The 18,875-nt window shown below is 74.0% G+C and carries 16 protein-coding genes and 1 pseudogene; 2 read left to right on the top strand and 15 right to left on the bottom strand.

The annotated features are described in order from the left end of the window. Positions 1 to 38: 38 nt before the first annotated feature. Together ACIQOW_RS12095 and ACIQOW_RS12090 are read right to left on the bottom strand one after the other, a co-directional pair. Entirely contained in the window at positions 39 to 1,556 is a 1,518-nt protein-coding gene (locus tag ACIQOW_RS12095; RefSeq protein ID WP_401083222.1) for a DUF4190 domain-containing protein, read from the bottom strand. Between the two features lie 149 nt (positions 1,557 to 1,705). After that, positions 1,706 to 2,524 (bottom strand): methyltransferase domain-containing protein, encoded by an 819-nt coding sequence (locus ACIQOW_RS12090; protein WP_401083219.1) that lies wholly within the window; start codon positions 2,522 to 2,524, stop codon positions 1,706 to 1,708. Positions 2,525 to 2,688: 164 nt separating this feature from the next. Here ACIQOW_RS12090 and ACIQOW_RS12085 point away from each other — a divergent pair. Together ACIQOW_RS12085 and ACIQOW_RS12080 are read left to right on the top strand one after the other, a co-directional pair. Next, positions 2,689 to 3,830 (top strand): annotated as a pseudogene (locus ACIQOW_RS12085) (dihydrofolate reductase family protein). Between the two features lie 75 nt (positions 3,831 to 3,905). Further along, complete coding sequence (locus ACIQOW_RS12080) at positions 3,906 to 4,568, top strand: HAD-IA family hydrolase (RefSeq protein ID WP_401083217.1); 663 nt, start codon at positions 3,906 to 3,908, stop codon at positions 4,566 to 4,568. Between the two features lie 84 nt (positions 4,569 to 4,652). On the opposite strand, the gene ACIQOW_RS12075 is transcribed toward ACIQOW_RS12080, so the two are convergent. From ACIQOW_RS12075 to ACIQOW_RS12015, 13 genes are all read right to left on the bottom strand, one after another. Further along, the gene (locus ACIQOW_RS12075) at positions 4,653 to 5,957 is read right to left on the bottom strand and encodes a sulfate adenylyltransferase subunit 1 (protein ID WP_401083214.1); all 1,305 of its coding nucleotides are present in this window, start codon (positions 5,955 to 5,957) and stop codon (positions 4,653 to 4,655) included. A 2-nt stretch (positions 5,958 to 5,959) separates the two neighbouring features. Further along, the gene (cysD, locus tag ACIQOW_RS12070; protein WP_401083729.1) at positions 5,960 to 6,901 is read right to left on the bottom strand and encodes a sulfate adenylyltransferase subunit CysD; all 942 of its coding nucleotides are present in this window, start codon (positions 6,899 to 6,901) and stop codon (positions 5,960 to 5,962) included. A gap of 17 nt (positions 6,902 to 6,918) precedes the next feature. Further along, the gene (cysC, locus tag ACIQOW_RS12065) at positions 6,919 to 7,482 is read right to left on the bottom strand and encodes an adenylyl-sulfate kinase (RefSeq protein WP_401083211.1); all 564 of its coding nucleotides are present in this window, start codon (positions 7,480 to 7,482) and stop codon (positions 6,919 to 6,921) included. Continuing rightward, entirely contained in the window at positions 7,479 to 8,351 is an 873-nt protein-coding gene (locus tag ACIQOW_RS12060) for a [LysW]-aminoadipate kinase (RefSeq protein ID WP_401083208.1), read from the bottom strand. Before ACIQOW_RS12060 ends, cysC begins: the two co-directional genes overlap by 4 nt. A 21-nt stretch (positions 8,352 to 8,372) precedes the next feature. Next, a complete protein-coding gene (argC, locus tag ACIQOW_RS12055) occupies positions 8,373 to 9,404 on the bottom strand; it encodes an N-acetyl-gamma-glutamyl-phosphate reductase (protein WP_401083205.1) in 1,032 nt (343 codons plus the stop codon). A 212-nt stretch (positions 9,405 to 9,616) separates the two neighbouring features. Beyond that, a complete protein-coding gene (locus tag ACIQOW_RS12050; RefSeq protein ID WP_401083202.1) occupies positions 9,617 to 10,645 on the bottom strand; it encodes a C45 family autoproteolytic acyltransferase/hydolase in 1,029 nt (342 codons plus the stop codon). Then, complete coding sequence (locus ACIQOW_RS12045) at positions 10,636 to 11,253, bottom strand: GNAT family N-acetyltransferase (RefSeq protein ID WP_401083199.1); 618 nt, start codon at positions 11,251 to 11,253, stop codon at positions 10,636 to 10,638. Before ACIQOW_RS12045 ends, ACIQOW_RS12050 begins: the two co-directional genes overlap by 10 nt. Before the next feature lie 5 nt (positions 11,254 to 11,258). After that, complete coding sequence (locus ACIQOW_RS12040; protein ID WP_401083196.1) at positions 11,259 to 11,522, bottom strand: acyl carrier protein; 264 nt, start codon at positions 11,520 to 11,522, stop codon at positions 11,259 to 11,261. Continuing rightward, the gene (locus ACIQOW_RS12035; protein WP_401083193.1) at positions 11,512 to 13,047 is read right to left on the bottom strand and encodes an AMP-binding protein; all 1,536 of its coding nucleotides are present in this window, start codon (positions 13,045 to 13,047) and stop codon (positions 11,512 to 11,514) included. Before ACIQOW_RS12035 ends, ACIQOW_RS12040 begins: the two co-directional genes overlap by 11 nt. A 109-nt stretch (positions 13,048 to 13,156) precedes the next feature. Then, positions 13,157 to 15,133, bottom strand: coding sequence for a class I tRNA ligase family protein (locus ACIQOW_RS12030; RefSeq protein ID WP_401083190.1), 1,977 nt, complete (start codon positions 15,131 to 15,133; stop codon positions 13,157 to 13,159). Beyond that, positions 15,130 to 16,197 carry an NAD(P)/FAD-dependent oxidoreductase gene (locus ACIQOW_RS12025; protein WP_401083187.1) on the bottom strand — a complete coding sequence of 356 codons (1,068 nt, stop codon included), beginning with the start codon at positions 16,195 to 16,197 and terminating at the stop codon, positions 15,130 to 15,132. The genes ACIQOW_RS12030 and ACIQOW_RS12025 overlap by 4 nt, the downstream gene beginning before the upstream one ends. Further along, positions 16,185 to 17,525: a lysine N(6)-hydroxylase/L-ornithine N(5)-oxygenase family protein gene (locus tag ACIQOW_RS12020; RefSeq protein ID WP_401083184.1), complete on the bottom strand. Its 1,341-nt coding sequence runs from the start codon at positions 17,523 to 17,525 to the stop codon at positions 16,185 to 16,187. Before ACIQOW_RS12020 ends, ACIQOW_RS12025 begins: the two co-directional genes overlap by 13 nt. 65 nt (positions 17,526 to 17,590) lie before the next feature. After that, positions 17,591 to 18,742: an acyl-CoA dehydrogenase family protein gene (locus ACIQOW_RS12015; protein WP_401083181.1), complete on the bottom strand. Its 1,152-nt coding sequence runs from the start codon at positions 18,740 to 18,742 to the stop codon at positions 17,591 to 17,593. Positions 18,743 to 18,875: the final 133 nt, after the last annotated feature.

Below are 18,875 nucleotides of genomic sequence, written 5' to 3'. Positions count from 1 at the left end.
GCGGCGGGTCGACGCCCGGGCACCGCTCGCGCGGGCGCTCAGACCCGCAGGTCGGGCGCCTGCTCGCCGGTGGACAGGCTCAGCCCGCGGCGGATCTCCAGGGTGATCGGCGCGGTCTTGGCGACCAGGGCCCTGGCCCGGCGGACGTCACCGGCCACGTCGTCGCCGGAGGCCGCGGCGTCCCAGGCGGCGGCCGCCTGCGACTGGGCGTCGACCAGCTTGACGATGCCCGGCCGGACGTCGGCCGGCCAGGGCGCCCCGGGGTTGCCCAGCACCGCCGCCTCGGTCCTGGAGGCGACGGCCATCCGCCGGGCCCACGCCCGGTACTCCGGCCCGGCGACCGAGACGTCCCGGCCCGGCTGGTCCAGGTAGACGTCGTTGAAGCCCCGGACGGCCTCCAGGTAGGCCAACTGGGGGGCGGTCAGGCTGTTCCGGTCGGTGCGGACCGTCCCCCGGTGCCGGTCCTCGTAGTCCTCGAAGCCGCAGGTGACGTACCGCTCGCCGGACTTCCAGTTCTGCGCGGTCGGGTACAGGTAGACGTCGTCCATGCCGTCCGGCAGGGCCCACTGGTCCAGCGCGTACTCGTCCAGCACCTTGCGGCACAGCCGGGCGGCCGACTCCCTGGCCTCGCTCTCGCCCGGGTACGGGCCGTCGCCGCCGGGGATCTCGACGGTGCCGGCCACCTCGCCGTTGTGCGGCTCGGCGCAGGGCACCCGGTGCACCCAGGACACCGTCTCGTCGCCGTCCCCGCCCGGCGCAGGGACGCCCCCGGGGGAGTCGTAGCAGTCGCCGGTCTTGAGGTCGGACCAGTGCACCGAGCCCGGCGGCTTCTGGGCCTGGCCGAAGCGGCCGGCCCGCGCCGAGCCGAAGTCCGCCGCACCGAGGAGGAGGGCCAGCAGCACCGTGCCGATCGTGCCGAGCACCAGGCCGGTCACCGCCATCCCGGAGCCGCCCTCCTTGCGGCGGTTGATCTGGACCAGCGCGAGGATGCCGAACACCAGGGCCACCGGGGCCACCAGGAGCAGGCCGGTGACCAGGGAGCCGACGGCGAAGCCGTTGGTCGGGGCGGGCCCGGGGACGAAGCCGGGGGCGAACCCGGGAACGGCGGGGGCCTGGCCCGGGGCCGCGGCGTACGGGTGGCCTGGCTGGAGGCCCGACCGTTCGGCCGGGGTGACGGAGGCCCAGCCGCCGGCGGGCAGCGGGTACGGCGGCTGGGGCGGGGCGGCCGACGGCGGGACGGCCCGCGGGGCCGGGCTCGCGAGCGGGCCCGCGGTGACGTCGGGCGCGGCCCAGGGGTCGGCGGGGGCTTCGGGCTCGGCCGGCTCGGCGGTGTCGTCGGGGGTGACGGCGGGGGTGACGGCGTCCGGGGCGGCGGTGTGCTTGCGGAAGTCCACCCGCGGGTCCTGGCCGGCCGCCGGATCCTCCGCCACCGTCTCGGCAGCCGTCGCCTCGACAGCCTCCGCCGCCGGAGCCGCCGGGTCCGCGTCCGTACCGGCCCCCGCGGCCGCGGGCGACTCCGGCCCCGGGACGGGCGGCCCGGACTCAGGCTTGGACACGTGGACTCCCCCAACCCGCCGCGGCGGGCACTCGGCTCGGCACTCGGCACCATGGCTCGGACCCGAACGGGCCCGATCTGAACGGTCGCGCGACTTTACCCGATCTTTCCGAACGCCTGCCCGTCCTCCCCGGCCCGCCGTCCGCCCGCTCAGCCCCGGGCCAGGACCTCCCCGTGCAGCATCGAGAACCAGCCGTCCCCGGCGTCGCTCCACTCCCGCCAGCCGGCCGCGATCCGGTCCAGCTCGTCCGGCTCCGCGAAGCCCCGCTCGACCGCCGTCCGGCCCAGCGCGGTGCCGGTGACCCGGTCCGCCCACATCCCGCCCCACCAGGCGCGCTGCCCGGGCGTCGCGTACGTCCAGGTGGTGGCGCTCGCGGTGACCTCGGTGAAGCCGGCCGCCCTGGCCCAGGACAGCAGCCGCCGGCCGGCGTCCGGCTCGCCGCCGTTGGCGCGGGCGGTCCGCCGGTACAGCTCCAGCCACCGGTCCAGCGCGGGCACCTCGGGGAACCAGGTCATCGAGGCGTAGTCGACGTCCCGGGCCGCGACCACCCCGCCCGGCGCCGTCACCCGCCGCAGCTCGCGCAGCGCGGCCACCGGGTCGGCCACGTGCTGTAGCACCTGGTGGGCGTGCACGACGTCGAACTCGCCGTCCCGGTACGGCAGCCGGTGCACGTCGGCGCGCTCGAAGACGACGTTGGACAGGCCCCGCCCGGCGACGTACCCGACGGCCTGCTCCAGCACCTCGGCGGAGGTGTCCACCGCCACCACCCGCCCCTGGGGGCCGACCAGCCCGGCCAGGTCCGCGGTGATCGTGCCCGGCCCGCAGCCGACGTCCAGCAGGGACTGCCCGGGCCGCAGTCCGGGCAGCAGGTAGCCGGCCGAGTCGGCGGCGGTGCGGGAGCGGTGCGAGCGCAGCACGGCCTCCTGGTGGCCGTGGGTGTAGACGGCGGCGGGCTGCGGTCCGGTCATGAGGTCCCCCTGGGCGTGGTCGGCTCCGATGTTCCGCGACGCCCTCGACGCTACTCCCCGTCCCGTATCCCGAGAAGATCTGTCTCAGATGTCGAATGCTGGGCGCCGGGGCGGGACCGGCCGGCCGTACCGTGGAGGCGCCCCCGACAGAACGGTCCCCGCCCATGCCCGGCCAGCGCCCCTTCGTCCTGCTGAGCGCCGCCGTCTCGCTCGACGGCCACCTCGACGACGCCTCCCCCGACCGGCTGCTGCTCTCCGGCGCCGCCGACTTCGACCGGGTGGACGAGGAGCGCGCGGCCGCCGACGCGATCCTGGTCGGCGGCAACACCCTGCGCGCCGACAACCCCCGGCTGCTGGTCGCCGACCCCGGGCGCCGGGCCGCCCGGCTGGCGGCCGGCCGGCCCGAGCACCCGCTGAAGGTGACGCTCAGCGCCAGCGGCTCACTCGACGGCGGCCTGCGGTTCTGGCACACCGGCGGCGCCAAGCTCGCCTACACCACGGACGCCGGGGCCGCGGCGCTGCGCCCCCGGCTGGACGGACTGGCCGAGGTGGTCGCGCTCGGCGGCGCGGTGGACCTCGGCGCGGTGCTGGACGACCTGGGCGCGCGCGGGGTGCGCCGGCTGATGGTCGAGGGCGGCGGGGGCGTGCACACCCAGTTCCTGGCCCAGGGCCTGGCGGACGAGCTCCAGCTCGCCGTCGCCCCGCTGCTGGTCGGCCAGGCCGAGGCTCCCCGGTTCGTCCGCCCGGCCGCGTTCCCTGGCGGCCCGGCCCGGCGGATGCGGCTGCTGGGGGCACGTACGGTGGGCGACGTCGTCCTGCTCAGGTACGCCCCGAAGGAGCCCGCGCCGTGACCGAGCCCGCGTCCACCGACCTCGCCCACCTGCGCCGGGCCGTCGAACTCTCCCGCCGCTGCCCGCCGTCCGGGACGGCCTTCTCGGTCGGCGCGGTGGTCGTCGGCGCCGACGGCACGGTGCTGGCGGAGGGGTACAGCCGGGAGACGGACCCGCACGACCACGCCGAGGAGGCGGCCCTGGCCAAGCTGCCCGCGGGCGACCCGCGGCTGCGCGAGGCGACCGTCTACAGCTCGCTGGAGCCCTGCGGGCAGCGCGCCTCGCGGCCGGTGCCGTGCGCCCGGCTGCTCGTCGCGGCGGGCGTGCCGCGGGTGGTGGTCGCCTGGCGGGAGCCCGACCTGTTCGTCACCGACTGCCAGGGCACCACACTGCTGGAGGCCGCCGGGGTCGAGGTGGTGGAGCTGCCGGAGCTGGCCGGGGAGGCCCGGGCGGTCAACATCCACCTGCTCGGCTGAACTTTTGTATCATCGGGAAACAAAGAGCTTCCGTTTCCGGCTCTCCCGCAGCCATTCTCCCCGAGGAGCCGTCCCATGTCCGCTGCCCCCGTCCGGCTGACCGCCCGCGCCGTCCTCCTGGACATGGACGGAACCCTGGTCGACTCCGATGCCGTGGTCGAGCGCTGCTGGAGCCGCTGGGCCGAGCGGCACGGCCTGGACCCCGCCGAGGTGCTCGCCGTCGCCCACGGCCGCCAGGGCCACGCGACCATGGCCGTGCTGCTGCCCGAGCGCCCGGCCGAGGCCAACCTGGCCGACAACGAGCTGATGCTCGCCGAGGAGCGCGCCGACACCGAGGGCGTCGTCCCGGTGCCCGGTGCGCCCGCCTTCCTCGCCTCGCTGGCCGGCCTCCCGCACGCCCTGGTCACCTCCGCCGACCAGCCGCTCGCCCGGGTCAGGATGGCCGCCGCCGGCCTGCCGCTGCCGCCCGTCCTGGTCACCGCCGAGTCCGTCGGCGCCAGCAAGCCCGATCCCGAGGGCTTCCTCAAGGGCGCCGCCGCCCTCGGCTTCGCCCCCGCCGACTGCCTCGCCTTCGAGGACTCCGGCGCCGGCATCGCCGCCGCCAGGGCCGCCGGCGTCCGGGTCGTCGGCGTCGGCCCGCGCGCCCTCCCCCACCGGCCGGACGCCCAGGCCGGCACCCTCGCCGCCGTCACCGTCACCGCCGGGCCCGACGGCCTGCTGACCGTCACCGTCGGCTGAGTCCGGCACCGGCCCAAGGCATCCGGCCGCCCGGGCCCCGTACGGACACGGGACCCGGGCGGCAGACGGCGAAGCGGACCGGGGCTACCGCTCCGCCGCCTCGATCATCCCGGCGGCGAGCGTCGCCCCGTCCTGCGGGTCGATGAGCAGGAACGAGCCGGTCCGCCGGTTCTCCCGGTAGTCGTCGACGGCGAGCGGCTCGGCGGTGCGGATCCGCACGCCGCCGATGTCGTTGACGGAGAGTCCGTCCTCGCAGGGCAGCCGCCGGGCGTCGGTGACGTCGATGCGGTGGTCGATCCGCTCCACCACCGCGGGGACCGTCCTGGTGGTGTGCTTGAGCAGGACGCGCTGCCGCTCGCGCAGCGGGCGCTCGTGCAGGTGGCACAGGTTCGCGGTGATGTTCCGCAGGATCCGGGGGGCCGGGCCCGCGGCCAGCATGTCGCCCCGGGAGATGTCGACGTCGTCGGCGAGCCGGACGGCCACCGACTGCGGCGCCCACACCCGGTCGGCCTCCTTGCCGAGCACGGTGAGGCCGGCCACCGTACTGGTCTCCCCGGACGGCTGGACGGCCACCGGGTCGCCCACCCTGAGCTGCCCGGAGGCGAGCTGACCGGCCAGCCAGCGCTCCACCCGGTCGCCCGAGGGGTGCCGGACCACGTACTGCACCGGCAGCCGCAGCGGCCGGCCGGCCGGCTCCGCTCCGAGCGGCACGCCCTCCAGGTGGGACAGCAGGGTCTCGCCGCCGTACCAGTCCATCCTGGTCGACGGTTCGACCACGTTGTCGCCGGTCAGCGCGGACATCGGGATGGCGGTGACGTCGGTGATGCCCAACTCGCGGGCCCGGCGGCCGAACTCGTCCACGATCCCGGTGAAGACGGACTCCCGGAAGTCGACCGCGTCCATCTTGTTGACCGCCAGCACGATGTGCGGCACCCGCAGCAGGGCCGCGATCGCGCCGTGCCGCATGGTCTGGGCGACCACGCCGTTGCGCGCGTCGACCAGGATCACCGCCAGGTCGGCGGTGGAGGCGCCGGTCACCATGTTGCGCGTGTACTGCACGTGCCCCGGGGTGTCCGCGAGGATGAACCGCCGCGCGGGCGTCGCGAAGTAGCGGTAGGCCACGTCGATGGTGATGCCCTGTTCCCGCTCCGCCCGCAGGCCGTCGGTGAGCAGGGCCAGGTCGGGGCTGTCCTGCCCGCGCCTGCGGGACACCTCCTCGATGGCCAGCGCCTGGTCGGCGAGGACCGACTTGGTGTCGTAGAGCAGCCGTCCCACCAGGGTCGACTTGCCGTCGTCGACCGACCCGCAGGTGGCCAGCCTCAGCAGGCCGCCCGAGGGCCGGCCGGTGGAGCGCGTCTGATCTGCCGCTTCCGCGACGCCCGTTGACATGTCTAGAAGTACCCTTCTCGCTTGCGGTCCTCCATGGCTGCCTCGGACAACCGGTCGTCGGCCCTGCTCGCACCGCGCTCGGTCACCCGGCTCGCGGCGATCTCCGCGATCACCTCGCCCACCGTCGAGGCGGACGAGTCGACCGCGCCGGTGCAGGACATGTCGCCGACCGTGCGGTACCTGACCTGACGGTCGACCACGGACTCGCCGTCCCTGGGGCCGCCCCAGTCGCCGGGCGCCAGCCACATGCCGTCGCGCCGGAACACCTTGCGCCAGTGCGCGAAGTAGATCTCCGGCAGCTCGATGCCCTCGTGCTCGATGTACTGCCAGACGTCCAGTTCGGTCCAGTTGGACAGCGGGAAGACGCGGAAGTGCTCACCGGCCTGGTGCTGGCCGTTGTAGAGCTGCCACAGCTCTGGCCGCTGCCTGCGCGGCTCCCAGGCGCCGAACTCGTCCCGCAGGCTGAACACCCGCTCCTTGGCGCGCGCCTTCTCCTCGTCGCGCCGGCCGCCGCCGAAGACCGCGCCGTAGCGGCCGTCCCGGATGGCGTCCAGCAGCGGAACGGTCTGGAGCGGGTTGCGGGTGCCGTCCGGCCGCTCGCGCAGCGTCCCGGCGTCGATGTAGTCCTGCACGGACGCCACGTCGAGCCGCAGGCCGTGCTTCCCGACGATCCGGTCGCGGTAGGCGAGCACCTCGGGGAAGTTGTGGCCGGTGTCCACGTGCAGCAGGGAGAACGGCAGCGGGGCCGGGGCGAACGCCTTGAGCGCCACGTGCAGCATGACGATCGAGTCCTTGCCGCCGGAGAACAGCAGCGTCGACCGGTCGAACTCCCCCGCCACCTCGCGGAAGATGTGCGCCGCCTCGGCCTCCAGCACCTCCAGGTGCGTCAGCGGGGGCGCCGGGTCCGGCAGCGGGCCGTGGTCTCCGGGGCGGTCGGCGGCCACCGGCCGCGCGGGGGCCGTCACGACAGGCCCCGGGCGGTGAGCAGCGCACGCACCTGCCGGACCGACTCGTCGACGGTCTGGTCCTGGGTGTGGACACGCAGATCGGGGTCGACCGGCACCTCGTAGGGGTCGTCCGCGCCGGTGAGACCGCTGAGTTCGCCCGCCGCCTGCCTGGCGTAGAGGCTCTTGACGTCCCGGTCGGCGCAGACCTCCAGCGGGGTCGCCACGTGCACCTCGGCGTAGCGCGCGCCGCGCGCCGCGTGCAGCTCGCGGACCGCCGCGCGGGACTGCGCGTACGGGGCGATGACCGGCACCAGCACGGTGACGCCGTGCTCGGCGAGCAGGGCCGCCACGTAGCCGATCCGCCGCACGTTGACGTCCCGGTCCTCCTTCGAGAAGCCCAGCTCGGCGGAGAGGGCGGCGCGGACCTCGTCGCCGTCGAGCACCTGGACCCGGTGCCCCTCGGAGCGCAGTCGCCCGGCGAGGCCCGTCGCGATGGTGGTCTTGCCCGCGCTGGGCAGCCCGGTCAGCCAGACCGTGCCGCCCTGCCACTCGGCGGGCGTGCCGTTCGGTTCGCTCATGTGCGGATCTCCCTTTCACGAGAGCTGTGGGTCGGCGTCCCCGCGTGGGAGATGTGCACCGTGGTGCCGGCCCCCGCGAGTGCCCGGCTGACGGGTTCGGGGGTGCGTCCGTCCGCGATGCGCACGGTGGCGACGCCGCCGGCGAGCGCTTCGCGCGCGGCGATGAGCTTGAGCGCCATGCCGCCGGTGGCGGACGGGTCGGGCGGGCCCGCCGGGGATATCCCGAGGGTGCTCCGCAGGCTGGCCGGGTCGCCGGAGTCGGCGAGGACCCCGGGGGCGCCGGTGAGCAGCAGGAGCCGCTCCGCGCCGAGGGCGGCGGCCAGGGCCGCCGCGGCGCGGTCGGCGTCGACGTTGACGGGCCGGTCGTTCTCGTCGATGGCGGGCGGTGAGAGCACCGGGACGAAGCCGGCCCGCAGGAGGGTCTCGGGGAGCGTGGTGTCGACCGTGTCGATCCGGCCGCTGTGGTTGTCGCGGATCAGCACGGTGCGGCCGTCGACGACGGCGCGGACGGCGGACTTCCGGCGGGCGCGGAGCATCCCGCCGTCCATGCCGGTGAGGCCGACCGCGGGCACCTTGTGGCGGGAGAGCTCCGCCACGAGTCCGGGCTTGACCGAGCCCGCCAGGGCGAGGACGACCACTTCGAGGGTGTCCGGGTCGGTGTAGCGCGCGGACACGTTGTCCGGCGCGACGAGGGTGCGTTGGGCGACGCCGAGTCGGCCGGCGAGGCGGCCGATCTCGCCCGAGCCGCCGTGGACGAGGAGGATCGAGTGGCCCTCGTGGACGAGGCCGGCGATGTCGGCGCAGATGCCCGCGGCGTCCACGGCCGGGTTGCCGCCGCATTTGACGACGGTCAGCGGTTTGGTGGTCACGGTCGCTCCGGTTGGCCGGGGTTACAGGGGGTGGAGGCCGGGGAAGGTCAGGCCGAGGTTCTCGGGTAGTCCCATGCGGATGTTGAAACACTGAAGGGCGTTGCCGGAGCCGCCCTTGACCAGGTTGTCCAGCGCGGCGATGGTGGTCAGCCGGCCGGTGTCCTCGTCGAGGGCGTAGCCCACGTCGCAGAAGTTGGACCCCAGCAGGATCTTCGGGTCCGGGTAGCGGAAGATGCCGCGCTGGTGCGCGACGATGCGGACGAAGGGTTCCCCGGCGTACTGCTCGCGGTAGGCCCGGCGCACGGTCTTCAGGTCCACGCCGGGGCGCAGGGTGGCGTGGCAGATGGTCTGGACGCCGCGGACCGCCTCGACGCCGGTGGCCGTCATCGCGGCCGACAGGCCGAGGTGCCGGGAGATCTCGGCTTCGTGTCGGTGCCCGGTCGGCGCGAACACCCGCATGGCACCGCTGCGTTCGGCGTGCAGGTTGGCCGGGCCGGCGGTGGCGCCCGAGCCGCTGGACCCGGTGCGGGCGTCGAACTGGGCCCCCCGGTCGAGGTCGATCAGGCCGCGGGCCACCAGGGGGTACAGGGCGAGCACGCCGGCCGTGGCCATGCAGCCGGGAACGCTGATCAGGTCCGCGGAGCGCAGGCCCTCGCGGTACAGCTCGGGCAGCCCGGGCACGAAGTCGCCCAGCAGGTGCGGGGCCCGGTGCTCCTCGCCGTAGTAGCGCCGGAAGACCTCGGTGTCGTCGAGCCGGAAGTCCCCGGTCAGGTCGACGACGACCTTGGAGCGCCGGGTCCACTGCTCGACCTGGGTCATCGCCACCCGGTGCGGCAGCGCCAGGAACACCGCGTCGCAGTCCGGGACCTCCTCGGCCGCGCAGAACGACAGATCGGTGGAGGACCGCAGGTTCGGGTGCACACCGTCGATCCGCTTGCCGGGGAAGCGGGACGAGACCGCGCCCACCAGCTCGACCCCGGGGTGTCCCAGCAACAGCCGCAGCAGCTCCCCGCCGATGTAGCCGGCCGCGCCGACCACCGCCACCCGCATCATGACCGCACCCCCCTCGCCGACATGCTCCGACCCACCACCACGACTCCCTCCATTGCGAACCGACCATCCGTCACAGGGAAACTACGTACCCGGCCGTACCTCTCGCGTCCGCGGCAAACGCATTCCGCAGGACGCACCGCACTGACGTCGCCGCCGCGCGGCTACACGCTCCGATTACTCCGGGTCCGGTGCCGTCGCCCGGACGCCGGCCGTCACCGCAGGGAGTGGACCTGCTCCGCCACCGTGGACGGATCGCCCGGCCAGAGCCGGAGCTCCCGCAGGTCCGGGCGCAGGACCACCGCCGCGACGGTCCGCTCGCGCCGGATGTCGCCGTTGTCGCGCACCAGGACCGGTGGCGTCGAGAGGAGCCGGTGATGGCCCGCGGTGTCGCCCGCGGCCGGGATGCCGGCCTCCCGGACGGCGTCCAGGCGCCGCCGCGACGAGTTCTTGGCGAAGACGTTGATCTCGTCCCGTCCGGCGAACCGCGCGTCCAGGAAGTGGTTGGTGTGCGCCGGATCGGCGTCTTCGAGGACGCTGCGCTCCCGGCCCAGGGACTCGACGCACACGGCCCGTTCCTCTCCGCACACCGTGAACGAGCGCGAACTGGCCAGCGGGAGCCCGCACAGCAGCTCGACCGCGTGGTCGACGCTGTCGGCGCTGTCCAGCACGTGACGGATCGCCAGGTACGGCGGCACTCCGGGCTCCCACTCCCCGCCGAGGACGAGGTTGAGGCCGACGGCGATCCCGGCGTCGTTGACACCGAGGTAGCCCAGGAGCCCGGCGAAGCTGAGCACCAGGGAGCGGTGCCGCGGCCCCGAGACCGCCAGGACGGCGATCTGGTCGTCGAGGTTCCCGTTCAGGTCGACCGTCTGGGCCAGCACCGGCCCGCCGCGGACCGAGGCGTAGGTGGTGCAGTCCCCGGCGGTGACCCGGCTGTAGCCCAGGAGTTCGCGACGCAGTTGCAGCAGCCAGGCCTCGTCGCGCTCGATGCCCGCGCCGGCGGCGAGGCCGTCGACCTCCTCGGCGAGATCGGGCAGCGTCGTGGCCACGACCTCGCGGTGGGCGGCGATGGACGGCCGCAGCGCGTCGAGGTCCATCGGCCGGTCGCTGAGGTGGCCGAGGCGGGCGAGCGAGTCGTCCAGGAAGCCGCGGAGCCGTCCGGCCAGCGCGCGCCCGTGGGCGAACCCACGGGTGTGCGGCGGGCCGGACAGTTCGAGCAGCGGCGCGCCGTTCACGCGCACGGGTTGACGGCCTTGCCGGCCCGGCTGAGCTGCTCCCCGACCGAGAGCCACTCGGCGCGGAGCACCGAGTAGTAGATGGCGTCGCGCCGCCGGCCCTCGGGCATCGGGTTGAAGCTGCGCATGACGCCCTCCTCGTACGCGCCGATGTTGCGCAGTCCGGCGCGGGCCTGCACGTTGAGCACGTCGGTCTTGAACTCGACGCGCTCGGCGCCCAGGACGTCGAACGCGTGCCGCAGCAGCAGGTACTTGACCCACCGGTTGACGCCCTTGCCCTGGAAGTCGACGCCGAGCCAGGACCAGCCGATCTCCAGGCGCCCGTCGGCCTCGGCGAGGTTGCCGTAGCTGGAGCTCCCGGCGACCTGGCCGGTGCACTTGTCGACGACGATGTAGACCGCGCGCCTGCCGGCGGCCTGGTCGGCGAGCATGGCGTCGAAGAACCGCTCGTAGTCGGCGTCGTTCCCGACCCGGGAGACGAAGTACGTCCAGATCCGGTCGTCGAACGCGATCTTGCGCAGCGGCTCCCGGTCGGCCTCCGAGATCGGGTGGAGTTCGACGTGCTCGTTCTCGAGGAGCGCGGAGGCCTGCCGGCTCCAGGTGGTGCTGTTCAAGGAAGTCATCCGTTCTGGGGGGCGTGGCGCCGGAGGGCGTCGACGACGTTACCGAGGGTGCGCATGCCGGCGAGGTCGTCCTCGGTGAAGTTGTCGAGACCGACGTCGGCCGCCCGGCACAGGGAGGTCAGGAACAGGACCTTGTTCAGGGACGTGATCCCGTACGTGTGGACGAGGTCCTCGGCCGGGTCGAGGGCCGTCGGATCGGGGTGGTCGCGCAGCACCCGGGATAGCTGTTCGCGGGCCAGGGTGTCGAGGTCAGTGGGCATGGATGCCTGCCTTCGGGTCGTCGATCCGGTCGCGGTGGCGGTCGGCGATGCGCTTGCGGATCGGCTTGAACTGGGAGGTGAGGAGCCCGTTGTCGACGGCGAAGGGCTCGTCGGCGACGATCACCCGGGAGATCCGCTCGTCGGGCTCGGAGGCGGCGTTGACCAGGGCGATCGCCCGGGCGATCGCGTCGGTGTCGACCGGGCCGGGGTGGGGGGAGACGACGGCGACCAGTCCGGCCGGGCTGGGGTGGTACAGGACGCACTCGGCCACCGCGCCGGTGTCCCGGAAGCGCGTCTCGACGGGCCTGACGATGACCTTCTTGCCGTTGTCGAGGACGATGACGTCGTCGGCGCGGCCGAGGATGTACAGGAACCCGTCCTCGTCGAGGCGCCCGAGGTCCCCGGTGCGGACGATGCCGCCGGGCCTGAACATCCGCTCGCTGTCACCGGGAGCGGCGTACGTGTAGGCCGTGTTGACCGGGTGGTCGCTGCGGACGCAGACGACGCCCTCCTCGTCGATGACGATCTCCTTGCCGGGCAGCGCCCGGCCCACGCTGCCCTCCCGGTGGGCACCGGGGTGGTTCTTGGTGGTGATGCAGGTCTCGTTGAGCCCGTAGCCCTCGAAGATCGGGAGCCCGAGCCCGGTGTAGAACCCGAGCGTCGCCTGGTCGGCGGGGGCCGAGCCGGTCCACAGGTAGCGGACGCGGTCGCCGAAGAGCTCGGCGGCGGCCTTGGCCGGCTCGACGCCGTCGGCGATGCTGCTTTCGAGGTGCCGCCTGGCGGTGTCGAAGAAGGCGGGGACCCCCATGACGACCGTGGGGCGCACGGTCGGCATCACGGCGAAGACGGACTGGTAGGTCGTGATGGTGATGTCGTGTCCCCAGTACAGCGCCGAGTAGAGCCAGTAGCGCTGCTGGAGGAGCGAGAGCGGAAGGAACGTCAGGACGTCGTCACCCGGGCGGTGTTCGAACAGGCTCTGGACGGCGCGCAGCGAGGAGTCGATGCTGCCGGCGGTGGCTTCGAGTCCCTTGGGGGCGCCGGTGGAGCCGGAGGTGAACTTGACGGTGGTGCACTCCGTGGCGGCCCACCGCTCCGGGGCCGGTTCCCCGGCGGCCCCGACGGCCCCGGCGGCCTCCTCGGCGTGGCCGGCGACGGTCGCGATCGACACGGCCTCGGCCGGGGAGCCGTCGGACAGCGGGACGTCGGTGTAGAGCAGGTCCAGGCCGTAGCGCTCGACCAGGTCGGCGTCGGGGCGGAACTTGCCCGGCTCGAACCCGGCGGTCTGCGCCTTGAGCATGAGGGCGGCGAGGTCGAGCAGCACCCATTCCAGCCGGTTGGCCGAGAGGATGCCGATCCGGTCGCCCGCGCGGACGCCCCGGCGGCGCAGGGCTCCGGCGACGGCCCTGGCCCGGTCGTGGAACTCGGCCAGCGGCATGGTGGTGCGGTGGCCCAGGCCGGTGACGGTGATGGCGCCGTCGTGCGAGGGCCTGGTGGCGATGATGCGGTTGATGATCGATTCGGTCATTGCTGCTACCGGTCCTTCGCGGCTGCGATGTGGTGGGCCATGGCACGCACCGTGCCGGGCACGGTCTCCTCGGGCGGTCGGCTCCTCGGGCGGTCGGCTCCTCGGGCGGTCAGCCGGTGCCGAAGAAGCGGGTGCCCGAGAGGGTGCAGCGGCTGCCGGGCTCGACCAGGTCGGCCGTGTCGGGCCAGGTCTCGATCGCCGGGATGCCGAGGGCGGCTGCCAGTCCGGCCGAGAAGCGCGGCATCAGGGGGGCCGAGACGGTGGCGAGGAGGCGGGCCGCGGCCAGTTCGAGGGCGACGGCGGTACGGGCCTCGGAGCTCCACCGGTCGATCCCGGCCAGGGCGGACTGCCGGCGGGAGAAGGTCCGGACGTCGGTGACGATGCCGTCGAGCACGGCCGCGGCGGACCGCAGCGAGAACCCCTCGGGGTTGAGTGCGGCGGTGGCCTCGTCGAGCCGCAGCGACAGCCGGGCCAGGAAGGCGGTGTGCTCGGCGGTCCAGGTGCCCGCGTCGGGGACGACGCCGTCGAACCGGGCGTCGACGCGCTCGCCCAGGCCGGTCAGCCACTCCTGCCACTGGCCGACCAGGGTGTCGGCGCAGGCCCGGTCGAACTCGGCGCGGCGGAAGTCCGTGCGCTCGCCCTCGGGGCGGGTCCCGGAGAGGTAGTAGCGGACGGCGTCGACGGTGTCCGGGGTGAGGATCTCCTTGCCCCAGATCGCGTGCCGCCGGCTGGTGGAGAACTTCTGGCCTTCGAGCAGGTAGAACTCGTTGACGTGGTAGTCGATGTCGGGGTTCCACTCCGGGAAGGCCAGCCGGTACAGGACCGGGTAGAGGATGGAGTGGTAGAAGCTGTTGTCGTAGCCGAAGAAGTGCACGATCTTCCAGTCGGGGGACGGCACTTCGCGCGACCAGTCCTCCCCCAGTCCGGCGCCGAGCCGCTCGATGCCGTGGAGGAAGCCGTAGCTCATCTCCGGCCAGACCCAGATGACCTGGCCGTCCGGGTCGTCGCCGGCGGGCCGCACGCCCCAGTCGGAGGGGTGGGAGACCGGCAGGTCGAGCGTCTCGCGGGCGAAGACCCGCTGGGCCAGCTCGCGCAGGCGGGCCGGGACGCGGCCGAGCCCGTGGTGCTCGGCGACGGCGTCGGCGAACTCGTGCAGCGGCAGCGTGTAGCGCTCGGCCTCGTCCTGCTTCGGCGCGGTGCCGCTGATCCGGGAGGCCGGGTCGACCAGGTCCGCGACCAGGTTGGGCTCGCCGCACTCCTCGCAGATGTTGCCGCTGGTGCCGTGCGCGCAGCCGGGGCAGGCGCCGCCGACGTTGACCTCGTAGAGGTACGCGCCCGTCTCGGCGTCGAAGAGCGCGGGCGTCGCCCTGGGGCCGACGCTTCCGGAGTCGACCAGCCGGGAGAAGAAGCGCCGCAGGCCCTCGGCGTAGCCCTCGTCCTTGTTGGTGACGGAGTACTGGTGGACCTCGATGTCCATCGCCTTCAGCGTCGCGGCGATCTCGGCCGAGTAGTGGGCGGCGACCTCGGCCGCGGTGGTGCCCTCGCGGGTCGCGACGGCCTCGACGTAGCTCTGGAAGTCGTCGCTGCCGGTCAGGTGCCAGGCCCGGTTGCCGTTGAGGCGCTGGTAGCGGACGTAGACGTCGGCGCCGAGGTAGGGGCCGGAGAGGTGGCCGAGGTGGAGGTCGCCGTTGGGAGTCGGCGGGGTGGAGAACACGAACTGCGGGCGCTCGGTGAGGTTCGGGCGGACCCGCGACTGCGCCGAGACCCGGGCGCGGGCCGAGTCGCGCCAGTACTGGGTGAGGAAGACCAGGTCCGTGTCACCGGTGTTGGCGAGGATGTGGGACTCGAACGGCTCGAACAGCACCACCGTGCCGGGCCCGGCCCGATGGGTGCGGCCGTCGACGGTCAGCTCGCCCGTACCGGCGACGATGACGAAGAACTCGGTCTCGTCGTGCCGGTCGGTGTGGGTGGAGGCACCGGGGGCGACCCGGCCCCAGCCGGCGCCGACCCCGAGGCCCTCGACCGAGGACATGTCGATGCCGAAGGCCGCGGTCAGTTCGGACTCGCTGTAGTGGTTCAGGATCATGACTGCCTCTGCGGTGGCTGGGAGAGGGTGCGGACCGGTGCGAGGTCCAGGGCGGCGACGGTCTCGGCGGCGATGGCGGGGGCCAGGCGGTAGCCGGAGCCGCCGGCGGCTCCGGCGAAGACCAGGCCGGGCCGCAGTTCGGCGACGACGGGTTCGCGGCGCGGGCTGTACGCGTCGCAGAACACCCGGCCCGAGGTGCACCGGGCCGCCAGCCCGGGCGCGAAGCGGCCCAGGACGGCCCGGGCGTCGTCGAGGTCGGAGCGCTCCAGCCCGGGTTCGAGGTCGTCGGGGGCGACGTCCCAGCGGTCGCAGGTGTAGCTGAACAGGTAGTGGCCGCGCTCGTGGAGGGGCAGCAGGAAGGCGTCCTCGTCGTGGAAGACCGCGAGCGGGGCGTCCGGCGCCGGGGCCGATTCGAGGTGGGTGGCGACGACCTTCTTGACGCGCAGGCCGAACGGGGCGAGCAGCTCGGCCCAGGCGGGGTGCGCGATCCACGGGCCCGGGGCCAGCACGACCCGGCGGGCGAGCAGTTCCTGCCCCTGGCCGAGGGTGATCCTGTGGTGCCCGTCCTCGGCGGCGAGCGCCGTGACCTCGGCCCCCTCCAGGACGGCCACCTGGTCGCGCAGCCGGGCCAGGACCCGGCCGGTGACGGCCTGGACGTCGGCGTAGTGGCACCCGTCCAGGGTCCAGGCGCGGGCACCGGCCGGAGCCGCCCAGCCGCGGGCCGGGTCGGCCGGGGCGGTCTCCCCGCCGAGCCGCAGGTAGCTGGTGGGGACCGCGTCGCCGGCGCCGGTGGCGACGACCGTCGCGGCCACCTCCCGGATCGGCAGGTCGAGTTCGGCCGCCAGGCGCTCCCAGACCCGGTGGGAGTGCTCGGTCATGGACCGGACGCGCTCGGTCGCACCGCGCGGGAAGTGGACGCCGGCCGAGCGGCTGGAGGCGCCCTGGCCGACCAGGCCGCGTTCCAGGACGGCGACGGACAGGCCGGGGAAGGCCGCGACCGCCTCGTGGGCGATGAGCGCGCCGATGACTCCGCCGCCGACGACGGCGAGGTCTACCGTGTCCACTGGGTGCCCCGCCCGCTCTTGGCCGACCAGTCGATGAACGACATCGCCAGCTCGGGGGCGGTGCTGCCGCGCAGGGAGTTGACGATGCGCTGGGCCCGCCAGGCGTTCAGGCTCAGGTTCACGTCGGGCAGGCCGCGCTGGCCGCGGACCGCGTTCTGCATGAAGATGTTCCGGTCCGGCGGGCCGTCCCAGCTGACCGCGAAGTCCTCGTTGACCCTGACCTCGCCGTTCTCGGTCTCGATGCGGCCCATCAGGGGCTCCAGGAAGGTCTTCGGCGCGGGGCGGAAGCCGGTCGCCCACACCACCGCGTCCACCGGCAGGCACTCGCTCTGGCCGGACTCGTCGTTGTGGCGCAGCATCACCTCGAACGCCCCGCTCGCGGTGCGGTCGGCGGACACCACGTTCCGGTTGGGCAGCAGCCCGAACCGGTGCTCGTCCCGCTCGATGAACTGGAGCCGGTACAGCACCTGGTAGATCGCCCTGAGGGTCGACTCGGAGATCCCGTCCGAGCTCAGCAGGTGGGCCGAGTTGAGCTCGGCCCGCTTGGACTCGGACAGCCGGTAGAAGTACTCGGAGTACTCCGGCATGTAGAAGTCGTTGGTGAACGTCGAGTCGTCGATCGGGAAGTAGTTGCGGCGCCGGGAGACCCAGGAGACCCAGGCCGGGCGCTCGGCGTCGGACCGCGAGATCAGGTCCAGGAACGCCTCGGCCCCGGACTGGCCGCCGCCGATGACGGCGACCCGCTTGCCCGCCAGCTCCTTCGCGTGCCGCAGGTACTGGCTGACGTGCAGGTGGCCGGCGCCCAGGTGCGGGACGGCGTAGTCGGGCACCCACGGGACCGTGCCGACGCCCACAGCGATGTTGTCGGCGGTGACCTGGCGGCGGTCGGTGGTGACGCGGAAGACCCCGTCGAAGTCGACCCGCTCGACGGTCTCGGAGAAGGCCACGTTCTCGTTGGTCTCGGCCGCCCAGGCCAGGTAGTTGCGGAACTCGGTGCGCGGCACCTCGGCGAACTGGGCGTTGAGGAAGTGGTACATCCGGCCGTGCTCGTGCAGGTACGACAGGAACGAGAAGCGGTTGGTCGGGTCGGACAGGCTCACCAGGTCCTTGAAGATCGACACCTGGAGGGTCGCGCCGGTGATGAGCTGGTCGTCGTGCCAGGTGAAGCTCGGCTTGCGGTCGAGGAACAGGTTCGGCTGCTCCGGGTCACCGTGCAGCAGTGCGGCCAGACTCAGGTTGGCCGGGCCCGCCCCGATGCCGACGAGCCGGAGGTGACTGGGCTGCTCGGCGGCACCGGACGCCGTCGTTGGCTTCGGTACAGGTCCCACGTCAGGTCCTTCCTGTGGTGGTGCAGGCTGTTGGGCTCGGTCCCGGTGCCGGTCGCACCGGTCGTTCACAGGGCGTCGGCGATCGTCATCTCGATCACTTCGGACGCCCCCTCGTAGATGCGCAGGGAGCGGACCTGGCGGTAGAGCCGCTCCATCGTGCTGCCGGCGACGATCCCGGCGGCGCCGAAGATCTGGACGGCGCCGTCGACGATCTCGCCGGCCGCCTCGGTGCCGTAGAGCTTGGCCGCCGAGGAGTGCCTGGCGTAGTCGAGTCCGGCGTCCATCGCCCAGGCGGCGCGGGCGGTCAGCAGGGAGGCGGCCGAGAGCTTGACGTCCATCCGGGCGAGCGAGGCCTTGACGAGCTGGAGGTCGGCGAGCCGGCCTCCGTAGGCCCTGCGGGTACGGGCGTGGCCGAGGGCGAGCCGGAAGGCGCGCCTGCCGAAGCCGATCGCCGCGGCGGCCACCGTCGCCCGGGCCCGTTCGAGCGCGTCGAGGGAGACCACGAGGCCCTGGCCGCGTTCGCCGAGCACGGCCTCGGGGCCCACCCGGAAGTCCGTGAACGTCAGTTCGGCCCACGAGCGGGGGGCGATCGCCCCGACGGGCTCGGCCTTGAAGCCGGGGGCTGAGCAGTCGACCACGAAGGTGGTCAGGCCCAGCGGGCCCGGGCCGTCCCCGGTGCGGGCCAGGACGACGCACACGTCGGCGATGTCGCCCTGGGCGATCCACGCCTTGGTCCCGTTGAGGACGAACCCGTCCCCGTCGGGGGTCGCTTCGAGCACCGCGGCGGCGAGGTCGGACCCCGCGCCGGGCTCGGAGACGGCCAGCGCCCCCGCACTGGTCCCCGCGGCCAGGCCCGGCAGGTGGCGGCGACGCTGCTCCTCGGTGCCGTGGCGGGCGATCGCGGCGGCGGTGAGCTCCTGGATCGAGTAGGCGAAGTCGGCCAGGTCCTCGTGGTACGCCAGGGCCTGGCGCCTCAGACACAGGGACCTGAGGTCGGAGTCGGGCCGGTCGGGGTCGAGGTGGCTCAGCCACCCCGACCGGCCGAGGTCGGCGAGCACGGCCCGGCCGGTGGCGGCCGGATCGGTGGTGTCCAGGCCCGCCCACGCCTCGGCCCGGTCCCCGCACCACGTCACGATCCCGTCGGCGAGGGCGCGGTGCGCGTCGTCGTACAGCGGCAGGGCGAGGACGCCGGGATCGAACACTTCGGAGAGACTCATCGTGATCCTCACTCGGGTGGTCGGCTCGGTGGTCGGCCCGGAAGCGGGCTCCAGCCGGTCGACCGGGTCGGTGTCGAGGGAGCGGGCGGCGGAGGCCCGGCCGTGCCGGGCGGATCCGCCGCCGCGCCCCTTC

The sequence above is a fragment of the Kitasatospora sp. NPDC091335 genome, from assembly GCF_044757205.1.
GTDB lineage: Bacteria > Actinomycetota > Actinomycetes > Streptomycetales > Streptomycetaceae > Kitasatospora.
The sequence above is the reverse complement of the archived record's forward strand: the minus strand, read 5'-3'. Positions and strand labels throughout refer to the sequence as shown.

What these genes read in the sequence shown, in the direction of transcription:
- ACIQOW_RS12090 (WP_401083219.1), bottom strand. Translation starts at nt 2,524, where the DNA reads ATGACCGGACCGCAGCCCGCCGCCGTCTACACCCACGGCCACCAGGAG.
- ACIQOW_RS12080 (WP_401083217.1), top strand. Translation starts at nt 3,906, where the DNA reads ATGTCCGCTGCCCCCGTCCGGCTGACCGCCCGCGCCGTCCTCCTGGAC.
- ACIQOW_RS12075 (WP_401083214.1), bottom strand. Translation starts at nt 5,957, where the DNA reads ATGTCAACGGGCGTCGCGGAAGCGGCAGATCAGACGCGCTCCACCGGC.
- cysC (WP_401083211.1), bottom strand. Translation starts at nt 7,482, where the DNA reads ATGAGCGAACCGAACGGCACGCCCGCCGAGTGGCAGGGCGGCACGGTC.
- argC (WP_401083205.1), bottom strand. Translation starts at nt 9,404, where the DNA reads ATGATGCGGGTGGCGGTGGTCGGCGCGGCCGGCTACATCGGCGGGGAG.
- ACIQOW_RS12040 (WP_401083196.1), bottom strand. Translation starts at nt 11,522, where the DNA reads ATGCCCACTGACCTCGACACCCTGGCCCGCGAACAGCTATCCCGGGTG.
- ACIQOW_RS12035 (WP_401083193.1), bottom strand. Translation starts at nt 13,047, where the DNA reads ATGACCGAATCGATCATCAACCGCATCATCGCCACCAGGCCCTCGCAC.
- ACIQOW_RS12030 (WP_401083190.1), bottom strand. Translation starts at nt 15,133, where the DNA reads ATGATCCTGAACCACTACAGCGAGTCCGAACTGACCGCGGCCTTCGGC.
- ACIQOW_RS12015 (WP_401083181.1), bottom strand. Translation starts at nt 18,742, where the DNA reads ATGAGTCTCTCCGAAGTGTTCGATCCCGGCGTCCTCGCCCTGCCGCTG.